Here is a 21838-nt window from a genome sequence, read left to right as displayed (position 1 = left end):
GAGATCTGGCTACCGATGAGCGCTCGACGGTCTCCAGTTTCGATAGATGCGCGCCGCGTTGCCATCGGCGATCGCAATGACGAGTGCTTCGGCGTCGCCGGACGTAATGACGTCCTCGGCGATCCACTCGTCGAGCAGGCGGCCGAGACCACGGCGCCACAGCACCGCGCCGAGGTAGTGCAGTTCCGGAAGTCCGTAGCCGTCCGAGGAATAGAGCATCGAACCGAACGGGGCGAGCTCGAGTGTTTCCGCGAGCACCGCCGCGGCCCGCTGCCCCACATAGGGAATCGTCAGGCCGAGGTCGAGATGCACATGATCGAAGGCGTGCGCGAGATAGGCCGCGTTGCGGTGGAAGGGCCAGCAGTGCAGCAGTACGACCGATGTTCCCGAGTCCGCCGTGGCCCGCAGGAAGTCGGTCAGCAGCAATGGATCCGCGTGCCGCAGTCGCAGATCGGTATCCCCGAAACCGGTGTGGAATTGCAAGGGCAGGCCGAATTCCCCGCCGATGCGGGCACCGAGTCCGACCAGCCAGCCCAGGGTCGCCGGATCGGTGAGGCGGCGTTCGAGGGTGACTTCATCGGGCGGGGTATCGGTGCGCGGGAAGTCGAGTCCACAGCGGTAGGCCACGATTGTCTTGAGGCCGACGGCATTTCGGACCCGGCCGCGCAGGGCGGTCTCGATATCCTCGAACGGCGTCGTCTCCACGCCGACTTCGGCGATCACCTGTTCGGCGAGGTGTTCGAGTCGGACGATCTCGCTCACCTCGCCGTCGGCGACGGCCGCAAATTCCGCTCGCCCGCCGCCGAATCCGGTGTCGAGAAACCAGCGGGTGACGCCGGTGGCGCGCAGTAGCCGGGTGGTGGTTTCACGCCAGCCGAGTTCGGCGCGGCGGGCCAGATACCGCTCCGGATCCGCATGCGGTTCCAGATCGAGAACCGGTGCGCACCAACGCCTTACCGCGAGTCCGAGCGCCGAATCGAAACTGCCGCGTTGTCCTTCGCCGAGCAGCCGCTCGAAACCGGGCCGGTCCAGATCGGCGGCCACAACGCCGTGACAGTGGTGATCGGTGAGCGCGATGCCATCGGTGAGCACGCTAGAACCGCCACCGGGTCAGCTCGACCACCTTGGCCGGGCTGATATCCCGATAGCGTTCCGCCTCGGCGCGGCGCACGGTGAGCAGGGCATCGTGCAATTCGACGCCGAGCGCCTCGGCGAGCACCTTGGAATCCGCCAGTGCGTCGGCGGCTTCCATGGAGTTGGTCGGCAGCCGCCGCACACCGGAGAGCATGAGTTGTTCCGCATCGAATCCCACCGGATCGCCGGTGATCTCGGCGGGCAGCCGCAGTTCTTCGGCGACGCCGGCGAGCCCGGCGGCAATGACCGTGCCGACGATCAGATACGGATTACCGGTCGCGTCGAAACATTTGATCTCGGCATTGGCCGCCCATTCCTCGGTGCCCCGCACGCCGGTGATGAAGCGCAGGGCGGACTCCCTGGTCTCCCGGCCCCAGCATTGCCAGATCCCGGCCCAGCGCGAGGGCTGCAGCCGCAGGAAGCTCGCCGGATTGCCCGCCCCGATCGCGACCAGTGCGGGCAGTTCCCGCAGCACACCGGCCAGGAATGCCTCGCCGGCGCGCCGCATGCCGTACGGCCCGTCGCCGCCGGCGAACAGCGGCCCCTGCTCGTCCTGGAGCGAAAAATGCAGGTGCGCACCGGAACCCGCGCCGCCGGGCTCGATACACGGCGCCAGCAGCGCGCGCCACCCGTATTGCGCGCTCACCTGCCGGATGGTGTGCCGGAGCAGGACCACGTCATCGGCCGCGGCCACCGGATCGTTGGGTGCGACCGACAGCTCCATTTGCGCGAGTGCGTATTCCGGATGGAACTGGTCGACCGCGATCTCCTGGCGTTCCAATGCCGCGACCAGATCGCTGGCGTATTCGGCCACCTGACTCAATCGGATCATGCCGTAGGCGGGTCCGTATATCGCTGGGACGAAATCGTTTTCGGCATCCGCGCGCCCGAGCGCCCACTCCGTCTCGAAGGACATCGATAGCCGCAGGCCCGACTCCTGCGCCGCCTGGACCTGCCGGGTCGCGAACGCGCGCTGGCAGGCGACGAAGCGGGTGCCGTCCTGGGTGTACTTATCGGCGGGCGCCCAGGCCCAGCCCGGCTGACAGGCCAGTTCGGTCAGCCGGGACAGGTCCGGGATCAGGCGCAGATCGCCGTCGGGTCCGCCGAGATATCGGCCGACCGACATCAGATCGTCGAAGGTGAACGTCTCGAAACAGGGGGAGACGCCGATCCCGTATTTGGCGGCGTGCGCCAGCCGTCCCTTCGGGACCGTCTTCACCCTGGTTATTCCGGCATTGTCGACGAAGGACAGCACGACCATATGGGCCTCGAGGTGTCCGATCAGCGCATCATGGGCACCTTCGGTCGGTATCCGATCCGGCATGGTGGGCATAGTCCCAAGATAATCCGCTCGCGCCCGCAGATGGCGTGATAGCGCCGACAAGATCTCCGGAAGTCTGATGGTCACTCGTCCGGTTGCTCGACCTCGTCGCGCTCCATATCGGCCAGCTGGCTGCGGGTGTTGAGGAGTTCGGTGGCTACCTCGCTCGACGGGGCCGTTTCGGCCAGTTCTTCCAGTTCCGCGAGTAGTGCGCGCATCGTCGCCAGCCACGGCCGATCGGATGCCGCACCGACGCCGTAGAGCTGTAGCCAGGCCGCCGAGCGCAGGCATTTGGCTCGGGGGCCGATGTGACCGAGGCCGCCCCACAGGTGTGCGGCGCGCAGGAAGGCGGTGACCGCCTGTTCGTCCTCGCCGCAGTAGTCCAGCACCGAGGCCGCCGACCAGGCCAGATCGGCCTCGAGTTCGACGCGGTCGGGATCGTTGTGGACCAGCCTGGCCGCCTCGACGAATTGCTGTGCGGCATCACGGTATCGGTTGAGTTTGCGCAGCGATTCGCCGTATTGGCGGCGCACGAGCGCCATTTCGGCGGGTGGATAGGGCATCTCCCCGGCCGCGAGTGGCTGTTCGAACAGTGCGGCCGCCTCACCGTGCCGTCCGGCCCGGTGCAGTGCGCGCGCGGCGACGAAGATGAGGTGTATCGCGTCCGCGGGCGAAATCGGTTCCCAGCGGGCCGCGGCGGTGAGCGCCGCGTCGGCCAATTCGTATTCGCGGCCCCGCTGCCCGGACAGCGCCATGACGAGTTGGGAGCTCAGGCGCGCGAGATGTTCGGCGGGCAGTGCGGTGGCGCCGATCGAGAGTGCCTGGCGCAGATACTGTTCGGCGTCCTGTGGATAGTCGACCAGTCGTACCGCGGCCAGCTCGGCCAGCTGTAGTGCGTCCTCGGCTTGTTCCTCGGATGTCGCGGTGAGAGCCGGTGCCACGGCGGCGACCTTGCGCGGCAAGGTATTGCGCACACCGAGTGGAAGATGCTCGACCAGCGGCTGTTGCGCGAGCCGGGCCGCGACCCGATCGCTGACCACGATATTGCCATTGCGAGCGTCGTAACGTGCGGTGAGCTCACCGATTTCGACGGTGAGCTCGGCATACACCGAATCCACCGTGCCCGCGCCGATGTCGAGTGCGCCGAGTTCCAACTCCGTCAGCCGCCGCAACAGCACATGGACACCCGATATGAAGGCGAGCCGGATGGCGGCGTCCGCGCCCTGATCGGTCAGCCACGCCGTGTGTTCGGACAGGATCTCCAGACCGCGCGCCTCGTTCCCGGTCAACGCGCAGAATTCGATGTGCTCACCCACCGAGCGCCGCAGGTCCGGAGCATGGCGCACCAGGGGATAACCCGTCAGATGCGCACCGCGCGCCTCGGCGATGCGACCGGTGCGCACCATCGGCAGCAATGCGTGCCCGAGCACCCGGTGCGGTTCCTCGGCGCAGCTGCGCGTTCCGTCGATGACCGGGCGCCAGCACTCGAGTGCGGCCTCGTAGTCGCCGGCCTGGGCATAATTGGCGCCCCACTGGTTGCGTTCACAGGCATCGCAGTCGGACATGCTGTCGCGCGCTGCCGCGCGGGCCGCGTCGAGCAGCTCCGCGGCCGCGTCGTGGTCTCCGAGTTCGCGGGCCAGGTCCGAGCGCAGCGCGAGCACCGGACGAGCGCTGTATCCCCGCTGCCGATAGCGACTTTCGAGTTCGTCGAGCCAGCGGTAGGTGGTGTGCAGCGGTACGGCGGGATTGTCGATCAGGCCCCAGGTCAGCCATTTCAGATACCAGTGCACCGAATGCGTCATCCCGCCGAGTTCGGCGGGGAAGTCATCGTAGATCCGCAATAGCCTGCCATAGGCGACCGGAGCCAGATCTCGTTCGCCCGCATAGGCATACGCCTTGGCCAGCTCCAAAAGGACACTGCCCTCCAATGCCCGGTCCGGACCCGACTTGGCCGCGGCGGCAAGGGTTTCCAGGCGTTCGGTGCGGCCGCGGCCGTGCGGCAGCGCACGGCTCTGCGCCAGCGCCGCCCGGATCTCGGAGGTCTCCATCTCAGGCCTCCTCCGCGGTCTCGCCCGCCGCGCGCCGGGTCGCCCAGGTGAGGAATTCGCCGAACGCGCGATTGAGCAGCGCGGTATCGGCCGGTCGCAGCGGCCGGTGTGTCATCAGCAACGCCTGGCCATAGAGGGATTCGATGGCCGTCTTCAGGAAGGCGGGATCGTCGATGCGGCTCAGCCTGCGCACCACCGGACTGTGGTGGTTCAACACCAACTGTGCCCGGGGCGCGCTCGCTTCCAATGCGCCGAGGATTTCGGTCCAGAGTTCGTCGGCGCCGACCGTGGTCTCGACCCGGGTTCGTTCATTGCGCGCGCCGCGACTGTCCAGATGCAGCGCGGGCACCGAAACCGGGTGGAACGCACGCAGAATCACATCGCAGGACAGCGGATCCAGTGCCGTGCGGGCGGCGGCGAGCACCGGGGCCAGCGCCAGTTCGTCGGGCGGATCCACCGGGTCGAGGGCGTTGGTGACCGCGGCCGCGTCCAGTTCGGTGACCGTGACATCGGGCAGGATCGCGGGCAGCAGGGCGACGAGTTCGGCATCGTAGGTGTAGCCGCCGTTGACGACCCCGATGCCCTGTGCGGCCGCGATGGCGGCCACCTGGCGGAATTCCTCGACCGTTGTCGTCACCCGCACCGCGGGATGGTTGCGTGCGAATTCGGTCAGCGCAACCCGGCCATCGGTCGTCTCGAACAGCAAGTGCGGCACCATGATCCGCAGCATGTCCGGGGAGTGCCTGGCCATCGCCTTGACGCCGAGCGCGTGCACGGACAGGAACGCGGCAAGCCGCTCGGGCTGTTCGGCGGCGATTTCAGTGAGCCAGTCCCGAATTCGATTCCCGAGGGTGTCGCGGATGATGGCGAGGCGTTCGTCTTCGTAGAGTCCCTCGCGCGAGGCGGTCGGGCGCAGACTGTCGGTATCGATCACACAGCGCACGAAGAAGGCCCAGTCCGGCAGCAATCCGCGCACCGCGTCACCGAGCAGCATGCCCTTGAGATAGACCCGGTGGGCGCTGGGATCGGCCGGATTGCCCGGCTGCGACAGCACGAAGGCGACGCCGCTGACTCCGGCCAGTTCGGCATCGAGTTCGATCACATCCAACGGGGTGAAGCCGAGCGTGCGCTCGCCGTATTCGAACAGCGCCGCCCGTCGCTGCGCCGCGGACGCATAGCCGCGCCGCCACACCGGCGGCCCATCGGTCGCGCGCAGTCCGGTGCCGTTCGCCTCGACCGTCACCTCGTAGGGCAGCAGCGAACCGTATTCACGGACCAGGTCGAGCACCCGCCCGGGGGTGAACCATGCCTGCGCACCGGCTCGTGGCGTGAGATGCACTGTGGTGCCGGGCTCTTGACGCTGCGCTGGATCGAGTCGGCGCAGCGCATAGGTGCCGTCGGCGGCGGCCCGCCATTCGACAGGCGCGGCGGTCGGATCGACGGCCGAGCGGGTGACCACCCGGATGGTCTCGGCGACGGTGAAGCAGGCCAGCAGTCCGATGCCGAACTGCCCCAGGAACTCTCGGCGCGCGCCCTCGATATCGTCGCGCTTGGACGAATGCCCGATGGTGGCGAGGAACCGATGCACATCCGCCTCGGTCAGACCGATGCCCGGATCGGTTATCCGCAGCCCCGATTCGTCGATGACCAGTCGAATCGCGGTGGGCGCCGAGGCATCGCGCTGGGTGCGCGCGGTGACGGCATCGACCGCGTTCTGCAACAGCTCGCGGATGTACACCCGCGGACTCGAGTACAAGTGATGCGATAAGAGATCGACGATTCCGCGCAGATCGACCTGAAACGAGTAATTCCCATCACCGATGCGGTCCGACCCCGACCATGCACCACCCGGTGCGCTGTTCACCATGGAGCGCATCCTGGTGTGCGCCGCCAACAGTTCTCTTAACGAACGCTGATGGTGTTAACAGCCAGGACGCTTCGACTTTGGGAGTTTGCTTACAACCGCGTCGTAGGACTGATCGACGAGTTCACGCAGTTCGTCATCGGACACCGCACCGCCGAGTTGTATGACATTCCAGCCGTAGCGGCCGATGTAGGCCGATGCCGAAACGTCGTCCGGGTAGATCCGCACCAGCTCGTCGGCCTCCTCCCGATTGCGCCCGCACTTGAGCCCGATAGATGTCGATCCGAGGAAGGCGAAAATCTTGTCGCCGACCTTGGCGACGATATCGCCCTCCCACGGCTCGTCCTGCCAGGCACCGGGTTTCGCCAAGCAGTACTTCAGCACCCGCGCGTCATTCACTGTCGCTCCTACACCGGCAGCAGCCGCGACACCACCGCGGTCAGCTGTTTGGCCGAGCGGCATTCGTGCATCTCGATCACTTCGCGGTACTTATCCGCAGCGGAATCGCCTGAGCCCCAATTGCTTTCCTTCTCCGGATTGAGCCAGTGCGCGTGTTTGGCGGTCTGCACCAGTTGGCGCAGCGTATTCAGTCGCGGGTCGCGGTAATTGGTGCGGGCATCGCCGAGGATCAGCAGTGAGCTGCGGGCGGTGACGGCATCGGGCCAGTCCGTGGCGAAGCAGGTGAGCGCATGGCCGTAGTCGGAGTGTCCGTCCAGGCCGACCACTTTGCCCTCGGTGAAGATGCGTGCCATGGCCTGGTCCAGCTGGGTGTTCGGATCGAAGAACCGGGTCACCTCATCGGTGCGGTCCACGAACGCGAAAATGCGCACCCGGGAGAACTGTTCGCGCAGCGCACTGACGAGCAGCAGCGTGAAGTTGCTGAATCCGGCCACCGAACCGGACACATCGCAGAGCAGGACCAACTCGGGGCGCCCCGGGCGTGGTTTACGGTTCACCAGGTCGATGGGCACACCGCCGGTGGACATGGATTTGCGCAGCGTTTTGCGCAGATCGATCTCGCCGCGGCGCGCATGTCTGCGTCGCACGGCCAGTCGGGACGCCAGTATCCGGGCCAGGCGCTGGGTGCTGCGGCGCAGCTCCATGAGCTCGGTTTCCGAGGCTCGCAGGAAATCGACATCCTCCGCCTGCCGCGCGACGGCATAGTTGGCGACGCGCTCCCGCCCGATATTCTCCGCCACCCGCCGATGGGTTTCCGCCTCCACGATGGCGCGGAATCCGGCGATGCGCGCCCGGCCGATCCGGCGGGCGACCTCGGTGTCGAATTCGCTGGTGTCCGGTCCGGCGCCCAGGCCCGCCAGAATCCGGGCCAGCAGGGTTTCCGGCTGCACCTCGCGCAGGGTGCGGTACGCCGAGAAGGAGGGGCCGCGCGAGGACTCGTACTGCCCGAGCTGCTCGACCAACTGCGCGGCGATCATTTCCAGCTGCTGTGCGGAATCCTCGCGGCTCAGCAATGCCGCGAGCAATCCGCGCAGTGCGGGCATGTCGACCTCGCCGGTGGGCGTGCGCGGAATCTCGAGGTCATCCGGTGTGCCGCCGCGCTCGCCGATCGCGGCGGGGAACCACAGGTCGAACAGGCCGTCGAAGGTGCTGCGATGCGTGGTGCGGCGCAGCAGTGCGCAGGCCAGACCCTCGCGCAACACCTCGCGGTCCATCAGATCCAGCACCGACACCACCCGGCCCGCGTCCACGGTCTCCGAGGGACCCACCGCGATGCCGCGCGCCCGCAATGCCTCGACGAAACCGACAAGATGCCCCGAAAGCCCGTGCGGCGCATTGATTGTGGGTGTCGCGGGCACCGATCCGGCCGCCATGATCAGGCCAGCTTCAGCTCGGCCAGCGCGCGCTGGTGGTCGGCCTGATGTTTGAGCACGACCCCCAGCGTGGCGCGCACGGTGGTGTCGTCGAGATCCTGCATGCCGAGCGCGAGCAGGGTGCGTCCCCAGTCGATCGACTCGGCGACACTCGGCAGCTTCTTGAGCTGCATACCGCGCAGCACGTGCACGATCCGCACCAGCTGGGCGGCGACCGCGGCGGACAGTTCCGGAACCCGACTGGCCAGGATGCGGCGCTCGAGTTCTTCGTCCGGGAAGTCCAGGTGCAGGTAGAGGCAGCGGCGCTTGAGCGCCTCGGACAGTTCGCGGGTGGCATTGGAGGTCAGCACCACGAACGGCTTGCGGCTGGCGGTAATGGTGCCGAGCTCGGGCACGGTGACCGCGAAATCGCTGAGCACCTCGAGCAGCAGCCCCTCGATCTCGACATCGGCCTTATCGGTTTCGTCGATGAGCAGCACGGTCGGATCGGCGCGCCGGATCGCGGTCAGCAGCGGGCGGGAGAGCAGGAATTCCTCGGTGAAGACGTCGGCCTTGGTCTCTTCCCAGTCGTTTTCGCTGGACGCCTGGATGCGCAGGATCTGCTTGGCGTGGTTCCACTCGTACAGCGCGCGGGCCTCGTCGACGCCCTCGTAGCACTGCAGGCGCACCAGTTCCGCGCCAGCGGTCTGCGCCACCGCCCTGGCCAGTTCGGTCTTGCCGACACCGGCCGGACCCTCGATGAGCAGCGGCTTGCCGAGCCGGTCGGCAAGGAATACCGACGTAGCGGTCGCCTTATCGGCCAGGTATCCGGTCGTGGCAAGCCGTTCGATCACATCGTCGACCGATGTGAAGATCGGCTCCTGCACTGCGCTTTCGGTAGCCACCTTTGCGTCCTTCCCTCGAAACCACCCTGCACGCTACGGGAGGGTCCGGAGCAGGCGCTCGGCGGTTCTTACACCGCACGAAATCTACACCGGACGGATCTGGCCGTCGCCCCAGACGATCCACTTGGTCGAGGTCAGTTCCGGCAGCGCCATCGGGCCGCGGGCGTGCAGTTTCTGGGTGGAGATGCCGATCTCGGCGCCGAAGCCGAACTGCTCACCGTCAGTGAAGGCGGTGGAGGCGTTGACCATGACGGCGGCGGCGTCGACGCGGCCGGTGAATTCGCGGGCCGCGGCCAGATCGCCGGTGACAATGGCCTCGGTGTGGCCGGTGCCCCAGGTATTGATGTGCTCGACGGCCGCGTCCAGGTTCTCGACCACCTTGAGTGCGATGTCGAGGGTGAGGTACTCCTCGCCCCAGTCCTGATCGTTGGCGGGTACCAGCCCGGGCAGGTCGCCGTGCACGGTGACGCCGTGCCGTTCGAGTGCCTCGATCATCCGGGGCACCGCCGTGGCCGCGATCGCGTCGTCGATGAGCACCGTCTCGGCCGCATTGCACACGCTGGGACGGCGGGTCTTGGCATTGATGAGGATCTGCTCGGCCATCTCCAGATCGGCGGCGGCGTGCACGTAGACGTGGCAATTGCCGGTGCCGGTCTCGATGGTGGGCACCTGGGCGTCGCGGACCACGGCGTTGATCAGGCCGGCCCCGCCGCGCGGGATGACCACGTCGACCAGGCCGCGGGCCTGGATCAGATGGGTCACGCTAGCGCGATCGTGGCTCGGCAGCAGCTGCACCGCATCCGCTGGAATGTCCAGTGCGACAAGGGCTTCCCGCAGCACCGAGACGAGTGCGGCATTGGAGTGCGCGGCCGAGGAAGAACCGCGCAGCAGCGCCGCATTGCCGGATTTGAGTGCGAGTCCGAATGCGTCGACGGTGACATTCGGGCGGGCCTCGTAGACCATGCCGACCACACCGAGCGGCACCCGGACCTGACGGATCTCCAGCCCGTTGGGCAGCGTCGACCCACGCACGACCACGCCGACCGGATCGGGCAGCCCGGCCACTTGGCGCAGCCCCGAGGCAATGCCGTCGATGCGCGCCTTGGTCAGCCGCAGCCGATCCAGCAGCGACTCCTCGGTCCCCGCCGCCTGCGCGGCCGCGATGTCCTCGGCATTGGCGGCGAGCACGGTATCGGCCGCCGCCAGCAACGCATCCGCCGCCGCATGCAGCGCCTCGTTCTTCTGCGCCGTGGTCAACTGTGCGAGCGCCCGCGAAGCCACCCGAGCCTTCCGCGCCGCATCGTGCACCGCCTCGCGGATGTCCTGGCCGGTCGTCGTCCCTACCGTCATGACTGACAGCTTACTGAGCGGTTCGAATGGCCTCAGCACCCATTCCCGGGCGGCATCAGGGAAAAGTCGGATCGGGCGCTGAGTGCATACCCGCGGTGGCGATGGCTCGAATCAGACGATCGCCGCGCGCCTGGTCGGTCGCTCCATCCGAACCCTCGCCCGCACCACCGACGAGCACACCTGAGCCGACAGATACAGATGAACATTGTCGCTCGCAGCCGATGTGCGAATGTTCGAGACTCGAGTGACACTCGAGCGTTTGCATAATGAAGACATGACAGCCTATGTGATCTCCGAGGTCCGAGCACTCGACGAGACACTCGCACAACGCTATCGAGAGCTGGCAGCCGCATCGATCGCCCGCTACGGCGGGCGCTATCTGGTGCGTGGAATCGTACCGGAGGCCGCCGAAGGCGCGTGGGACGATCAGCGACGCCTGGTCATTGTCGAGTTCCCCACCGCCGAACAACTGCGCGAGTGGTACAAATCCGCCGAATACGCTGTCGCCCTGCGAATTCGGGAACAGGCACTCGATCGGCGGCTGCTATTCGCAGAGGGACTGACCACACCGAGCTGACCGACATCGAACCCAGCATCGCGGCGCGAGCTGCCATGCGATCTCCGAACACCCCATACCACAGCACATCACGCGGCCCCAACAGAGTTCTCGGACGCCCTCTCAGCTTGACTCTGTCGGTGATCTTGAAATTCGGTGTATGTAGCGGCTGGCGGGCTGCCACACTGCGAGGCGCGAATACTGCTGCGTCCCTTGAAGGAACAGGTGAATGTCACTCGGACCCGGTCCGGCCAAGACGGTCCCGCTGCTGACTGTGCGGGTGGCCCGCGCCAGTAATCCCCGCGGCACCACGGCCATGTGGATACGTGATCGGCTCGAAAGCCTATGGAGCAACGAGGATTTCGCCGACTGGTATCCGCGCGACGGGCGGCCGGGTCTGTCCCCGGCCCAACTGGCCACCGTGTGCGTGCTGCAGTACGTGCTGGACCTGTCCGACCGGCAGGCGGCCGAGGCCGTGCGCTGCCGTATCGATTTCAAGTACGCGCTCGGCCTGGAGTTGGACGACCCAGGCTTCCACCACAGCGTGCTGAGCGATTTCCGTGACCGGCTCGCCGAAGGCGACCGCGCTGACCGCTTGCTCGATCTTGCTCTGGCCCGGCTCACCGCTGCCGGACTGGTGCGCGAGCGCACTACCCAGCGCACCGACTCCACCCACGTGTTGGCCGCGGTGCGCGACCTGACCGGCTCGAGCTGGTCACCGAGGCTGTCCGCGCGGCACTCGAAGAACTTGCCCGTTGTGCCCCGCACGTCCTGACCGGTGTGGTCGATGAGGATTGGGGGCGCCGCTACGGCCGCCCGGTGCGCCTGGGCAAGAATCCCACCCGGCCCAAAACCAGGATCCTCACCGCCGGCGAGGACGCCTGCCGACTGCTGGAGCATCTGCGAGGGCACGAGCCGCACTACCTGTCCGGCCCCCAGATCCAGGCTCTGCGGCAGATCGTCCTGCAGAACTACTACCGCGATGACAAAGGCCGCCTTCGTTGGCGCACTGACGATGACGGCGGTCTGCCACCCTCGGCCGTGGCGATCGTTTCTCCCTACGACATCCAAGCCCGCTACGCGCGCCGGGGACAAGTCACCAGGTGGAAGGGGTTCCTGGTCCACCTGACCGAAACCTGCGCACCCGAGGGCACCAACGTGATCACCGACGTGGCCACCACCCCGGCCACCACAAACGATGCCCAGGTCCTTCCCGGAATCCACACTCGCCTACAGCGTCGCGCGCTGCTTCCCACCGAGCACCTGGTCGACGGCGGCTACACCTCCCTGGTCCACGTGGCGCGCGCAGCCCGCGAACACCAGGTCACGGTCAGCGGGCCGCTACCAGGCAACCCCACCCGCCAGCACCGCGAGAACGAGGGCTTCGGCAGAGACGACTTCCACATCGACTTCGACCGCCGACGGGTGACCTGCCCGCAGGGTCAGGTCAGCAAGGGATGGCACGGCCCCTACCCGACGTCATCGCCCACCGCGGCCCCGCTGATCGTGGCACGGTTCACCAAGGCCCAGTGCCAGCCATGCCCGGTCCGCAGCCAGTGCACCACCTCCCGCGACAGCGCCCGCAACGTGGGATTTCCCCCACGAGAACTCCTCGACCTGCAAGTCCAGGCCCGAGCCGAACAGCAGAGCCTCTCCTGGCAGCAGAGATATGCCGTGCGTTCGGGAATCGAGGGCACCGTCTGCGAATTCGCGCACGGGCACGGCATGCGGCAATGCCGCTACCGCGGCCAGCGCAAGGCCCACGTCCAGCACGTACTCACCGCCATCGCCGTGAACGTCGAACGACTCAGCGCAGGACTGCTACCAGACGAGCTATCCCCGGCCCGGCCACCAACAGCCTTCCAAAACCACCTGGACCAGAAGGGAATTCCCCGGCTGCGGTCCTGGCGCGCAGTCAGCAACTGATCTTGTAATCCACAAGATCACCGACAGAGTCAAGCTCAGATCGTCCCCGGCGAGCGCCCCTTAGCAGATAGGGATTCCGTCCAGTACTCGTGCCGTACCGCGTCCCACAACCGCGCCAGTTCCGGGAACCGCTCACGAACCTGCACCAGGTCCGGCGCGGCGGCCGCGCTCGATATCGAAATCAGCGGCTCCGATTCGAATACATTGCACACCAGCATTATTCGAATGCGTCGATGGTCGAGTCGCCAGCTCACCTGCCAGCCCTCCACCTCGGTGCGATACTCACTCATCTCCGGCTCGTCAGCCGTCGCCGCCGCTGTCCGCGCCCGGAATCGGTAGTACCAGCTCGTTGAGTCTGTCCAGCACCTCACGCAGTGTTCGAATTGTCGGCCCGCCCTGCGCGCAGCCCTCGCGATCCAGTGCCGGGAACTCGAGCCCGCGCGCGGCGGCGCGCTCGCGCGGGGTCAACGATTGCGGCGCGAGTCGACCCGCATCGACCAGCGTGTAATAGGCCGCCGCCTTCCACACGCACCTGCCGATCCGACAGGCGCGATGCTCGCGCATCTGCTCATGCGCCAACGCGATATCGGCATACCCGCAAACCCTCGGCGGCGTGACGATCGTGTCCTCGCGCATCACGCCGCCCCTGTCTCGGGGATGGCCGGGCACGCGACCCTCGCCCATGTGGTTGCGGGACAAACGGTTTCGAGATCGAAGTCCTCACACACCCGCGCTGGTTGATCATCGACCTGAGCCAGGTCGTAGACCACGATCGCGGCCACACCCAGCCCGGCGGCGATCCCGAGGGCGTACCCGATCGGATCGGGGATGTCCTGCGGGGGCCGTACCGTGTAAACGTACTGGTAGCCCAGTAGCCGCGCGTGCTGCATTACGGCGTTCGCATGTCGGGGTGCGGCAAGTCCGGACACGTCACCGCGTACGAATCCAACGGCCTTCGGCGCGTCGGATCTTTCTGTATGTGATTCTGCCACTTGATTGTTCGTCATCGCTCCAGGCCTTCGCGTTGTTGGGTGTTCAGTTGGATCGGCATTACATCTCCCAGGCGGCAGTCGATGCGGCCCTGACGTCGTCTCCAGCCGTGACCTACAGTTCCGCTGACCGGTGGTGTGCATCCCGGACGGAAATTGCCTGCGACCTGCATCGGGTGCCGCAATGAGCCTGCGGCAAGGAATCCGGTCCATAACAGTGCAGAACCGGCGCGAGAAGGGTTAAGAGCGGGTAATTTGCTGTTCGGCACTGGTCTACGCAGGGGGAGCGAACCGTATGGTGGATATCGAGTGGACGCCTACAGAGACACGAGCCCTCCGCGAAGCGATGCGGCGTAGCCCAATGGAGTTCGCGCGCATCGTCGGCGTCACCAAACGGACCCTCAGCCTCTGGGAGTCCGGGCAGACGTCGAATATGCACGAGTCGAGTAAGCGCCTGCTGTATCAGGTTCTGGAGGATGCACCCGACGATGCGAAACAACGGTTTTGGAGCGCCGTCGCAACGAACTCCCACCCTGAGACCGGTCGTCGGCCGAGCGACGAAGGCCTCCTGGTTGCGACAGCCGATGAATCGGCATCACTGCTGGCATGGGCGGAGACGACCAACGTGGGGCCGCTGACCATCGCGGACCTCGAGGACAACCTGCGTTGGGTGACCCGCGAGTACTTGAAATCGCCTACGCTGCCGCTGTTTGGGCGCGTAGTCCAGACCCGGGATCGGGCGATCGAGTTGCTGCACGGAGGGCAACGCCCGAGTCAGAGCGCCGAACTGTACGGAATTGCCGGATGGTCCATGACAATTTTGGGCTGGATCACCACGGACCTCGGGAATCCGGATATCGCAGAGCGGCATCTCCGCGCCGCATGGGCTCTTGCCGACAACACCGAGGACAATGAATTGCGTGCCTGGATCCGGGCCGCCCAGAACACGGCGGCGGCTTGGCGCGGGCAGTATGACCACGCCGCCGAGGCCGCCGCAGACGGACTCACGTACGCCGATACCGGCACAGCGGTCCTCATCCTGGCCAGCGCTAGGGCCATCGATCTCGCTCGCCTCGGCCGAGGGGAGGAATCCGCCACAGCGCTTCAGAACGCTCTCGAAATCGCAGCCCAGCTGATCAGCGAGCCACAGTGTGACCGATTCGCCGGGCCATTCTCCTGCTCGATCGAACGCGCCGGTGGATATTGGGCCGACACCGCACTTGTCAACGAGGAGCCAGCGAAGTCGATCCAGTTCGCCGCAATCGCTCTCGACCAGTTCCGCAACGCCCCACCAGCAATGCGCAACCTCGGCTCCGAACGCATGGTCCGCTGCCAGCAGATCAAGGGATACGTCGCGCTTGGCGACCTCGACGTCGCCGCGACCGAGCTGGCCGAGGTCGCGGCAACAACACCGGTCGAACACCGTGTCGGGCCCCTGATCCAACGGATCGACGAAATCGCCCAATTGGCACGCGAGACAACCGGAGCCGCGAGCAGCGTCGCCGACATCGACGATGTCGCATCGGCATTTCGACAACTCGCCGATTTCGGAACCTTGCCAGCCCTCGCAGCCGGGACGAACGGAAACTGACTCTCATGGCCGACGATTCGACACATGATCATTGGTGGTGGCGGCCCGGCTGGAAGCTCGACCGGTCGTTCTACACCTGGCACATAACCTTCACGGACAACTCCCCCGTCGAACGGCTCGTCGACCTGTTCGAACCGACGCTGACACAGGTCCACACGATGGACCCCGTTGCCAAGGAAGGACTACACATCACGATCCAGGGCATCGGATTCACCGACGAGGTAGCGGCCCGAGACGCCGAACGTATCGCTGACGCAGCCAACGATCACCTTTCCCAGCGTGAACCATTCGACGCACGGATCGGACCGCCCGTCGTGGATGAAGAAACCATCGGGATGCCGATCGCGAACCCCGATGGCTTCCAGCAGGTGCGGTACGCACTGCAACGAGCCATCGCAGATGTGTGGGGTAACGAAAATGTGCCCGAACGCAACGACCGTTTCCAGCCGCACCTGACACTCGCCTACTCCACCGGGGAGGCATCGATGACCGACCTCCGCGATCTACTCGAGCGAAACGAGTTGAGCCACATCGAGGTTGTCGAGCGCGTCACAGCGGTATCGCTGATCGAGTTGAATCGCGACAACCACCGATACGAATGGCGCGAGATCGCCAACGTGTCCCTTGGCCCACATCTGTGCACCTGATGTCACCAACCAGGTGGGACAGGGTACTTGCCAACCGGGGATTACTCCCGAGGTACCCATACCGGCGACTTCTTCGGCGCTGCACCTACCGGCAAGCCTTTCGTGACCGGCGGCGTCGACATGGTCCGCGTCGTCGACGGCCTGCTTATCGAGCATTGGGCATACGCTGCGCCGCTTCAGAACAGAGAATGACCCGCCACAGCTGCGGCCAACTGCTACCGACGGCCATGACGCGATCCTGAAGGGGCGCAGTGCTGTCCGCGCGCCTAGCGAGTCGAGCTAGCCGGGCTGACCCGGCTCCAGTCGAAGCCCAGTTCGCCTTTGTCCGCAATCACCTGACGGCGAGTGGGATGCCTTCGCGGCAGGCGTGCAAGACGGTGAGTTCACCCGGCCCACCACGTAACAGCTCCCCGAAACGATCACAGTCAACGACCTCATTCCGACACGTAATGGACTGAGGTCGTTACCGTTTCAGCCCGGGGCACCGCTGCCGATGCGCTCGCTGTCTTCCGATGGAGCATCAAGTGCCGCCAACAGCCCGCGCTTCTTGTACTTGGGTCGAAGCACCCGCCCGACCATGTCGGCCGGTGACAACCAGGACATGACAGCGCCGTGTTCCTGGTTCGTGAGCAACCGTGGAACGAGGTCCGCCGCAATGGTTTCGGGTAGATCGGCAAAAGCCGAGTAGAGCCCGCGTCTGCGGGGCGAGGCCCTCCGGTACTGCTCGGCCAGCATGTCGCTGACGACGATCCCGGGGATGATGGTGCCGACCCGGACCGAGCCGCCCGCGACCTCTTTGACCACCGACCGGGTGAAATAGCGAATCGCCTGCTTAGTGGCACCATAGATCGCCATGCCGTTGCGCTTCATGCCGTTACTTCCGAAACCCTCGGTGTTGAAGATCTGACCGGTTGTCTGCTGCTTCTGCATTCCGGCAAGCGCGACGATGCAGCCGTTCATGGTGCCGGTGAGATTCGCCGCCACGACGTCGGCTATCTCCGTCGCCGTCAGTTCGACCAAAGGTACTGGGTGTCCGCCGATTCCGGCATTGTTGATCCACAGATCGACGCGGCCGAACGCGGCTGTGGCGGCCGCGAACAAGCCCTCGACGTCCTCGAGACAACCGACGTCGGCCGCAACCCCCGTGATCCTTGCGTTCAGGTGTGTCGAGCGCAACTTCTCGACGCATTCGCCGACCGCACTCTCGGTTCGCCCCGACACCACGACCGCGCAGCCCGCCTCGAGAAACGCATCGGCCAAAGCGAATCCGAGACCGCGGGTACTTCCGGTGACAACGACGCAATGCTTGTCCATGCGCGCTCCTGTTCGAGTTGGATGCGTTCCGAGACACCCCGGAGCGCAATATTGGTGGTCTACCACCATTTGATGACCACATGTCTATCACAGCAAAATATGGTGGTCAACCACCACTAATTCTCGGAGACCGCTACGGTGAGAAACATGAGTCAGCAACCAACCGGCGCCGACGAGAACCCCAGCAACGCCGAACTGGTCCAAGCCCTTCAGCAGGCGGTGGGGCTTGTGCGTGCCCACTTCGCCGCAGCCACAGCCCAGGCGGGCGTAACGCCGGTGCAAGCGAAGGTGCTTCGTGAACTCTGCGACCCCCTTACCCTCAAGGATCTGTCGGCACGATTGGGCGCCGACCTGTCAAATACCTCGGGAACCGTCGACCGTCTGGAGTCTCAGGGCCTACTTCGCAAGCAGCCGCACCAAACCGATCGGCGAGCACGCGTACTCACCTTGACCGCCACTGGCAAGCGCGTACGGCAAACCCTGGAAGACCTCGCCTTCAGCACCGTGCCCCCACTCGACGTACTCAGCCCACGCCAGCGTCACGACCTGAACACGCTACTGCGACTGATCACCTCGACACAGACCACACCCGCAGATATCGAATCACCGTAGCGATTGATCACCCGCAGCCCGGCTCATCGACCTAGGCGTCGGCGGTCATGGCCCCGCCGCCTGGTCACTGCTGCCGCAGGCTTCATCGGCACGAACTATGTGTGCTCGATCTCGTTCAGGATCTGTCGCAGGAAGGGCCGGGGTGGCTGATCGGGTGTCTGCGGGGCGGCGAGCAGGGCTTCCACGACCGACGCGAGCCCGGGGGCGCTGTCCACGGCCATCCGGACGAGACCGAGTTCGGCGCACCGAGAAAGGGCCGGAGCCAGGCAGGCGATCGCCTGATCGGTTTGTCCGGCGACGGAAAGGCAACCGCCGTACAGCAATTGAGCCTGCAGAAGCGCGCGGGGGCGGGGTTGGGTACGGATTTCGGCGACGATCTGTGCGGCGGCGGCGGCCGCGCGCTCGGCGGTGGCCGGTGACTGTTGGGCGAGTAGGAGACGAATGGCCGAGTCGTGGGTGAGTTCGGCGGTGATCGCGAGTGGGTGGTTCGGTTGCCGCTGGTAGGCGGGAAGGTGCTCGAGCATGTGCCGGTCTTCGTCGGTGATCGGCAGACCCAGTCGGACCCGCTCGTTCAAAACACGGGCGGTCAGCCGTGGCAGGACGATGTGCTCCGCGACCGTTTGCCCCTCGTCCAACCGTTGTCGTGCGGCCTCGAGGTCGCCGCGTACTGCCGCAAACCTGGCACCGGTCCCGTAGTTGGCGATCAGGAATTCCACGGCGCCGCTCGCCACGCCGGGACCGGATGCCAGCAGCTCGGCGGCTTCGGTGTATTGGCCTTTCTGGTAGAGCAATTCGCTGAGCAGGCCGCTGGCCAGCCGGGTCGCGTGGGATTGGCTGCCGGTATTTCGGGCGAGGGCGAGCGCGGAGCGGAAGAGCTCCTCGGCGCCGGCGATGTCGAGTTCTTCGGCGGCGGCTTGGCCGGCGATACAGGCGCCGTATACGACGCCGGCCGGGCCGTTGATGCGGGTCCGGTAGGGCTCGGCCCACGCATGCCAGCGGCGGGCGCCGGCAAAGTCGAAACGATAGTAGGCGGCCGCTTCCGCGGTGGTGGCCGCGACGCTGGCGAAGAACGGTCGTACCTGCTGCTGTAGCCATGCCACGGCGGTATCGGGGAAATCCTTGAAACGGTCCGTCACAAGGTATTCCGCGGCTCGCGTCACATCAGCCTGGATGCGCAGCTCCGCGGTCTCGCGATCGTTCGGTGCGGTTGCCAGTGCCGCGTCCACGCGATCCAGCGCGGCTCGGGTGGCGGCGGGGCGCTGGAGGGAGATATTGGCCCAGGCCACCGACAGTTGCAGCCGCGGATCGGCAACCGTGATCTCGGCGGGCAGCTTTTTCATCAGCCCTAGGAAGGTGGCCATCCGGGAATCTTCGATCAGCATGTCGGCGTGTTCTTGCACGAGCTGTTTCGCCTGCTCGGCGGCGTCGGCCGCGAGTGCGTGATCCACGGCTTCGGTGACCATTTCGTGCCCGGCGAACCAGTTCGACGCGGTCAGATGGAGCTGTTCGAGCAAGCCGGGATGCTGCCGGATCAGTCTGCGGCGCAAGAAATCCGCGAAGAGCGCGTGATAGCGGAACCACCGCAGCTCGTCATCGACGCTGCGCAGGAACAGGTCTCGGCGCCGCACCTCCTCGAGCTGTTCCTGCCCGGACCGCACTCCGGTCAGCGCCTCCGCGAGATCTCCACAGACGGTGTCGGTGATCGCGGTCCGCATGACGAAGTCGAGCATCGTCGGTTCGAGTGCGCCGACGACGTTCTCCATCAGGTATTCGCCGATGGCGTAGTGCTGCCCCGTGATCTGGTCCAGGTAGCTCCCGGGATCCTCCTTACCGCGCAGTGACAGTGAGGCGAGCTGCAGCGCGGCCACCCAGCCCTCCGTCGACGCGCGCAGCCGGTCGACGTCGGCGTTCGACAGGTGCAATCTCTTCGCACCGACCAAGAAATCCGTCGTCTCCCCGGAATCGAAACGCAGTGCGCTCTCATCGATTTCCACCAGTTCGTCCTGAACGCTCATGCGCCCCAACGGAAGACCGGTGCGAGTGCGACTGGTGATAATCCATCGCAGGTGGTGGGACCCGTTGTCGAGCAAGAACTCCATCGCGGCGAGGGTGGCCGGACTGGTCACCTCATGCCAATCGTCGATCACGACCGCAATGGACTCCGCATTGTCGTGGATCTCGTTGATCAAGGCCGTCATCACCTGCTGCGCCGCGCCAGCGGAACGCTCCTCGAGAATCTGCGTCAGTTCGCTCGCCAGCGTCGGGCGAACTTGCCGAATCGCCTCGACCAAGTGGCTCAGGAACCACACGGCATTGTTGTCGTCCTCCGCGATCGCCAACCAGGCAACCCGGACGCCGTCCGCTTCGAGGGCGTGCGCCCACTGTGCGGCCAGGCTGCTCTTGCCGAAGCCGGCCGGGCCATGAATGAGGACCAGCCGTCTGGATTGTCCCTCCCGCAAGATCTCCAGCAACCGCGGGCGATCGACCAGCCGGCGCAGTGTCGTCGGTGGACGGAACCGGGTTGTCGGGGCCGATTGCGGCCGCAACGCCGTTGCGGCGGACGACCTTGTCAGCGAGATCGGCTGCATGCCCACGACCGAGACGGCTTCGACGGATTCGTCGCACTCCGGGGCAGGCATCGTGTCCACCGGCAGCCCGCAGGAGAACTGCACGGTGCGCAACCGCTCGCCGAATTCCCGGGCGGTGGCCGGCCGGTCGGCGGGTTCGGTGGCCATCGCGGCCTCCAGGACAGTGCACACCATTGCTGGTACACCGGCGGATCGCAGGTCGGGGAGGGGTTCGGAGGTGATGCGCACGAACTGCGCCACCATCGACTCGCCTGCCTGGCGCTCGAACGCGGCGTGGCCGGTGAGCGCCGCGAACAGCGTCGCGCCGAGCCCGTAGATATCGGAGCGAACCGTCGGAGGTGCGCCGCGGATTACCTCCGGAGCCATGTAGGCCGGGGTCCCCGCGACGACGCCGGCCGCCGTCTCGAACGCACCGCCGATACGCGCGATACCGAAGTCCGCCAGCTGCGGTTCGCCGTAGTCGCTGATCAGCACGTTCGCGGGATTGACGTCGCGATGTATGACACCGCAGGCGTGCGCGGTCGCCAGCGCGCCCGCCAGCTTCACGCCGACGGCCAGTACCTCCTGCCACGACAACGGCCCGTCCGCGCGAATCCGTGCGTCGAGCGAGCCCCTGGGGTGGAAGGGCATCACGATGAACGGCCGTCCGGTCGGGGTGACGTCGGTCGTCAGCACCTGGACGATGTTCGGGTGGGTCGAGAACTTCCCCAGCGCACGTTGTTCGCGCAGGAAGCGGGTCCGGTCCTCGTCATCGACCGTGGAGCCGAGAACCTTGACCGCCACGTCCCGATCGAGTGCGGAGTCGGTGCACCGGTACACGATGCCGAATGCGCCGCGGCCGATTTCTCGAGCGTCGGCCAACCCGGCCGCAGCCAGTTCCGCTGCGATGCCGAAAGTCAGGTCGCGTTGCGTCCCCTGAGCACTACTCTCGGACACCGACCGCTCAGCCGATCATCGGCGCAGATTTCCCGGATATTCGCGCGTTCGCGGCGGGCTGCCGCCCCGACCGCACCACGAGCGACTCATGTACTCACCTCTCGAGGCGAAAACCAGCTGGTCCCGACAGGTCGATCATAAGCCGCGACGACAGGAGCAGCGTGCCGGCCATCGAATCGGCCAGATAACTGCGGCGCGACGAGGTGGGCCGAATCCCAGCCGTATCCGCCGCCGAAATGGCGCTCG

Annotated in this window: 20 protein-coding genes; 7 read left to right on the top strand and 13 right to left on the bottom strand. The window is 66.1% G+C overall.

The features are described from left to right. Positions 1-9: 9 nt before the first annotated feature. The 8 genes from ACQP0C_RS32635 to ACQP0C_RS32600 form a co-directional block, all read right to left on the bottom strand. Positions 10-1092 carry an amidohydrolase family protein gene (locus ACQP0C_RS32635; protein WP_433726258.1) on the bottom strand — a complete coding sequence of 361 codons (1083 nt, stop codon included), beginning with the start codon at positions 1090-1092 and terminating at the stop codon, positions 10-12. A 1-nt stretch (position 1093) separates the two neighbouring features. Continuing rightward, positions 1094-2467 carry a glutamine synthetase gene (locus ACQP0C_RS32630; RefSeq protein WP_433726257.1) on the bottom strand — a complete coding sequence of 458 codons (1374 nt, stop codon included), beginning with the start codon at positions 2465-2467 and terminating at the stop codon, positions 1094-1096. A gap of 71 nt (positions 2468-2538) precedes the next feature. Then, a complete protein-coding gene (locus ACQP0C_RS32625) occupies positions 2539-4503 on the bottom strand; it encodes a hypothetical protein (protein ID WP_433726255.1) in 1965 nt (654 codons plus the stop codon). Position 4504: 1 nt separating this feature from the next. Beyond that, positions 4505-6370, bottom strand: a complete 1866-nt coding sequence (locus ACQP0C_RS32620) for an HSP90 family protein (RefSeq protein ID WP_433726253.1) — start codon at positions 6368-6370, stop codon at positions 4505-4507. A gap of 54 nt (positions 6371-6424) precedes the next feature. Next, entirely contained in the window at positions 6425-6766 is a 342-nt protein-coding gene (locus tag ACQP0C_RS32615; protein ID WP_433726251.1) for an MmcQ/YjbR family DNA-binding protein, read from the bottom strand. Between the two features lie 8 nt (positions 6767-6774). Continuing rightward, entirely contained in the window at positions 6775-8199 is a 1425-nt protein-coding gene (locus ACQP0C_RS32610; RefSeq protein WP_433726249.1) for a vWA domain-containing protein, read from the bottom strand. Positions 8200-8201: 2 nt separating this feature from the next. Then, positions 8202-9083, bottom strand: a complete 882-nt coding sequence (locus tag ACQP0C_RS32605) for an AAA family ATPase (RefSeq protein WP_354960336.1) — start codon at positions 9081-9083, stop codon at positions 8202-8204. An 84-nt stretch (positions 9084-9167) separates the two neighbouring features. Next, the gene (locus ACQP0C_RS32600; protein ID WP_433726247.1) at positions 9168-10433 is read right to left on the bottom strand and encodes a glutamate-5-semialdehyde dehydrogenase; all 1266 of its coding nucleotides are present in this window, start codon (positions 10431-10433) and stop codon (positions 9168-9170) included. Between the two features lie 274 nt (positions 10434-10707). Between ACQP0C_RS32600 and ACQP0C_RS32595 the strand changes: the two genes are divergently transcribed. The 3 genes from ACQP0C_RS32595 (at position 10708) to ACQP0C_RS32585 (ending at position 12915) form a co-directional block, all read left to right on the top strand. Continuing rightward, positions 10708-11010 (top strand): DUF1330 domain-containing protein, encoded by a 303-nt coding sequence (locus ACQP0C_RS32595; RefSeq protein ID WP_433726245.1) that lies wholly within the window; start codon positions 10708-10710, stop codon positions 11008-11010. A 208-nt stretch (positions 11011-11218) separates the two neighbouring features. Next, positions 11219-11764, top strand: a complete 546-nt coding sequence (locus ACQP0C_RS32590; protein ID WP_433726243.1) for a transposase — start codon at positions 11219-11221, stop codon at positions 11762-11764. 5 nt (positions 11765-11769) lie between these two features. Then, positions 11770-12915, top strand: coding sequence for a transposase (locus ACQP0C_RS32585; protein ID WP_433726241.1), 1146 nt, complete (start codon positions 11770-11772; stop codon positions 12913-12915). 35 nt (positions 12916-12950) lie between these two features. Here the strand turns inward: ACQP0C_RS32585 and ACQP0C_RS32580 are convergent, their stop codons facing one another. Genes ACQP0C_RS32580 through ACQP0C_RS32570 form a run of 3 tightly spaced genes read right to left on the bottom strand, consistent with a single transcriptional unit; the run spans position 12951 to position 13907 of the window. After that, positions 12951-13205, bottom strand: a complete 255-nt coding sequence (locus ACQP0C_RS32580; RefSeq protein ID WP_433726239.1) for a hypothetical protein — start codon at positions 13203-13205, stop codon at positions 12951-12953. Between the two features lie 10 nt (positions 13206-13215). Next, the gene (locus ACQP0C_RS32575) at positions 13216-13551 is read right to left on the bottom strand and encodes a hypothetical protein (RefSeq protein ID WP_433726237.1); all 336 of its coding nucleotides are present in this window, start codon (positions 13549-13551) and stop codon (positions 13216-13218) included. Next, the gene (locus ACQP0C_RS32570; RefSeq protein WP_433726235.1) at positions 13551-13907 is read right to left on the bottom strand and encodes a hypothetical protein; all 357 of its coding nucleotides are present in this window, start codon (positions 13905-13907) and stop codon (positions 13551-13553) included. The genes ACQP0C_RS32575 and ACQP0C_RS32570 overlap by 1 nt, the downstream gene beginning before the upstream one ends. A gap of 358 nt (positions 13908-14265) precedes the next feature. Between ACQP0C_RS32570 and ACQP0C_RS32565 the strand changes: the two genes are divergently transcribed. The 3 genes from ACQP0C_RS32565 to ACQP0C_RS32555 are packed head-to-tail and all read left to right on the top strand — an operon-like array spanning position 14266 to position 16334. Next, positions 14266-15495 carry a hypothetical protein gene (locus ACQP0C_RS32565; protein WP_433726233.1) on the top strand — a complete coding sequence of 410 codons (1230 nt, stop codon included), beginning with the start codon at positions 14266-14268 and terminating at the stop codon, positions 15493-15495. A 5-nt stretch (positions 15496-15500) separates the two neighbouring features. Continuing rightward, on the top strand, positions 15501-16142 hold the full coding sequence (locus ACQP0C_RS32560; protein WP_433726231.1) for a 2'-5' RNA ligase family protein: 642 nt from the start codon (positions 15501-15503) through the stop codon (positions 16140-16142). 27 nt (positions 16143-16169) lie between these two features. After that, the gene (locus ACQP0C_RS32555; protein ID WP_433726229.1) at positions 16170-16334 is read left to right on the top strand and encodes an ester cyclase; all 165 of its coding nucleotides are present in this window, start codon (positions 16170-16172) and stop codon (positions 16332-16334) included. A gap of 279 nt (positions 16335-16613) precedes the next feature. Here ACQP0C_RS32555 and ACQP0C_RS32550 read toward each other — a convergent pair whose 3' ends face one another. Further along, positions 16614-17456, bottom strand: coding sequence for an SDR family oxidoreductase (locus ACQP0C_RS32550; protein WP_433726228.1), 843 nt, complete (start codon positions 17454-17456; stop codon positions 16614-16616). 147 nt (positions 17457-17603) lie between these two features. On the opposite strand from ACQP0C_RS32550, the gene ACQP0C_RS32545 reads away from it, so the two are divergent. Next, positions 17604-18068: a MarR family winged helix-turn-helix transcriptional regulator gene (locus ACQP0C_RS32545; RefSeq protein WP_433726226.1), complete on the top strand. Its 465-nt coding sequence runs from the start codon at positions 17604-17606 to the stop codon at positions 18066-18068. Positions 18069-18163: 95 nt separating this feature from the next. Here the strand turns inward: ACQP0C_RS32545 and ACQP0C_RS32540 are convergent, their stop codons facing one another. After that, positions 18164-21592: a protein kinase domain-containing protein gene (locus ACQP0C_RS32540; protein ID WP_433726224.1), complete on the bottom strand. Its 3429-nt coding sequence runs from the start codon at positions 21590-21592 to the stop codon at positions 18164-18166. Positions 21593-21838: the final 246 nt, after the last annotated feature.

Origin of the sequence: Nocardia sp. CA-129566, assembly GCF_050956075.1 — a bacterium.
Classification (GTDB): Bacteria; Actinomycetota; Actinomycetes; order Mycobacteriales; family Mycobacteriaceae; genus Nocardia.
The sequence above is the reverse complement of the archived record's forward strand: the minus strand, read 5'-3'. Positions and strand labels throughout refer to the sequence as shown.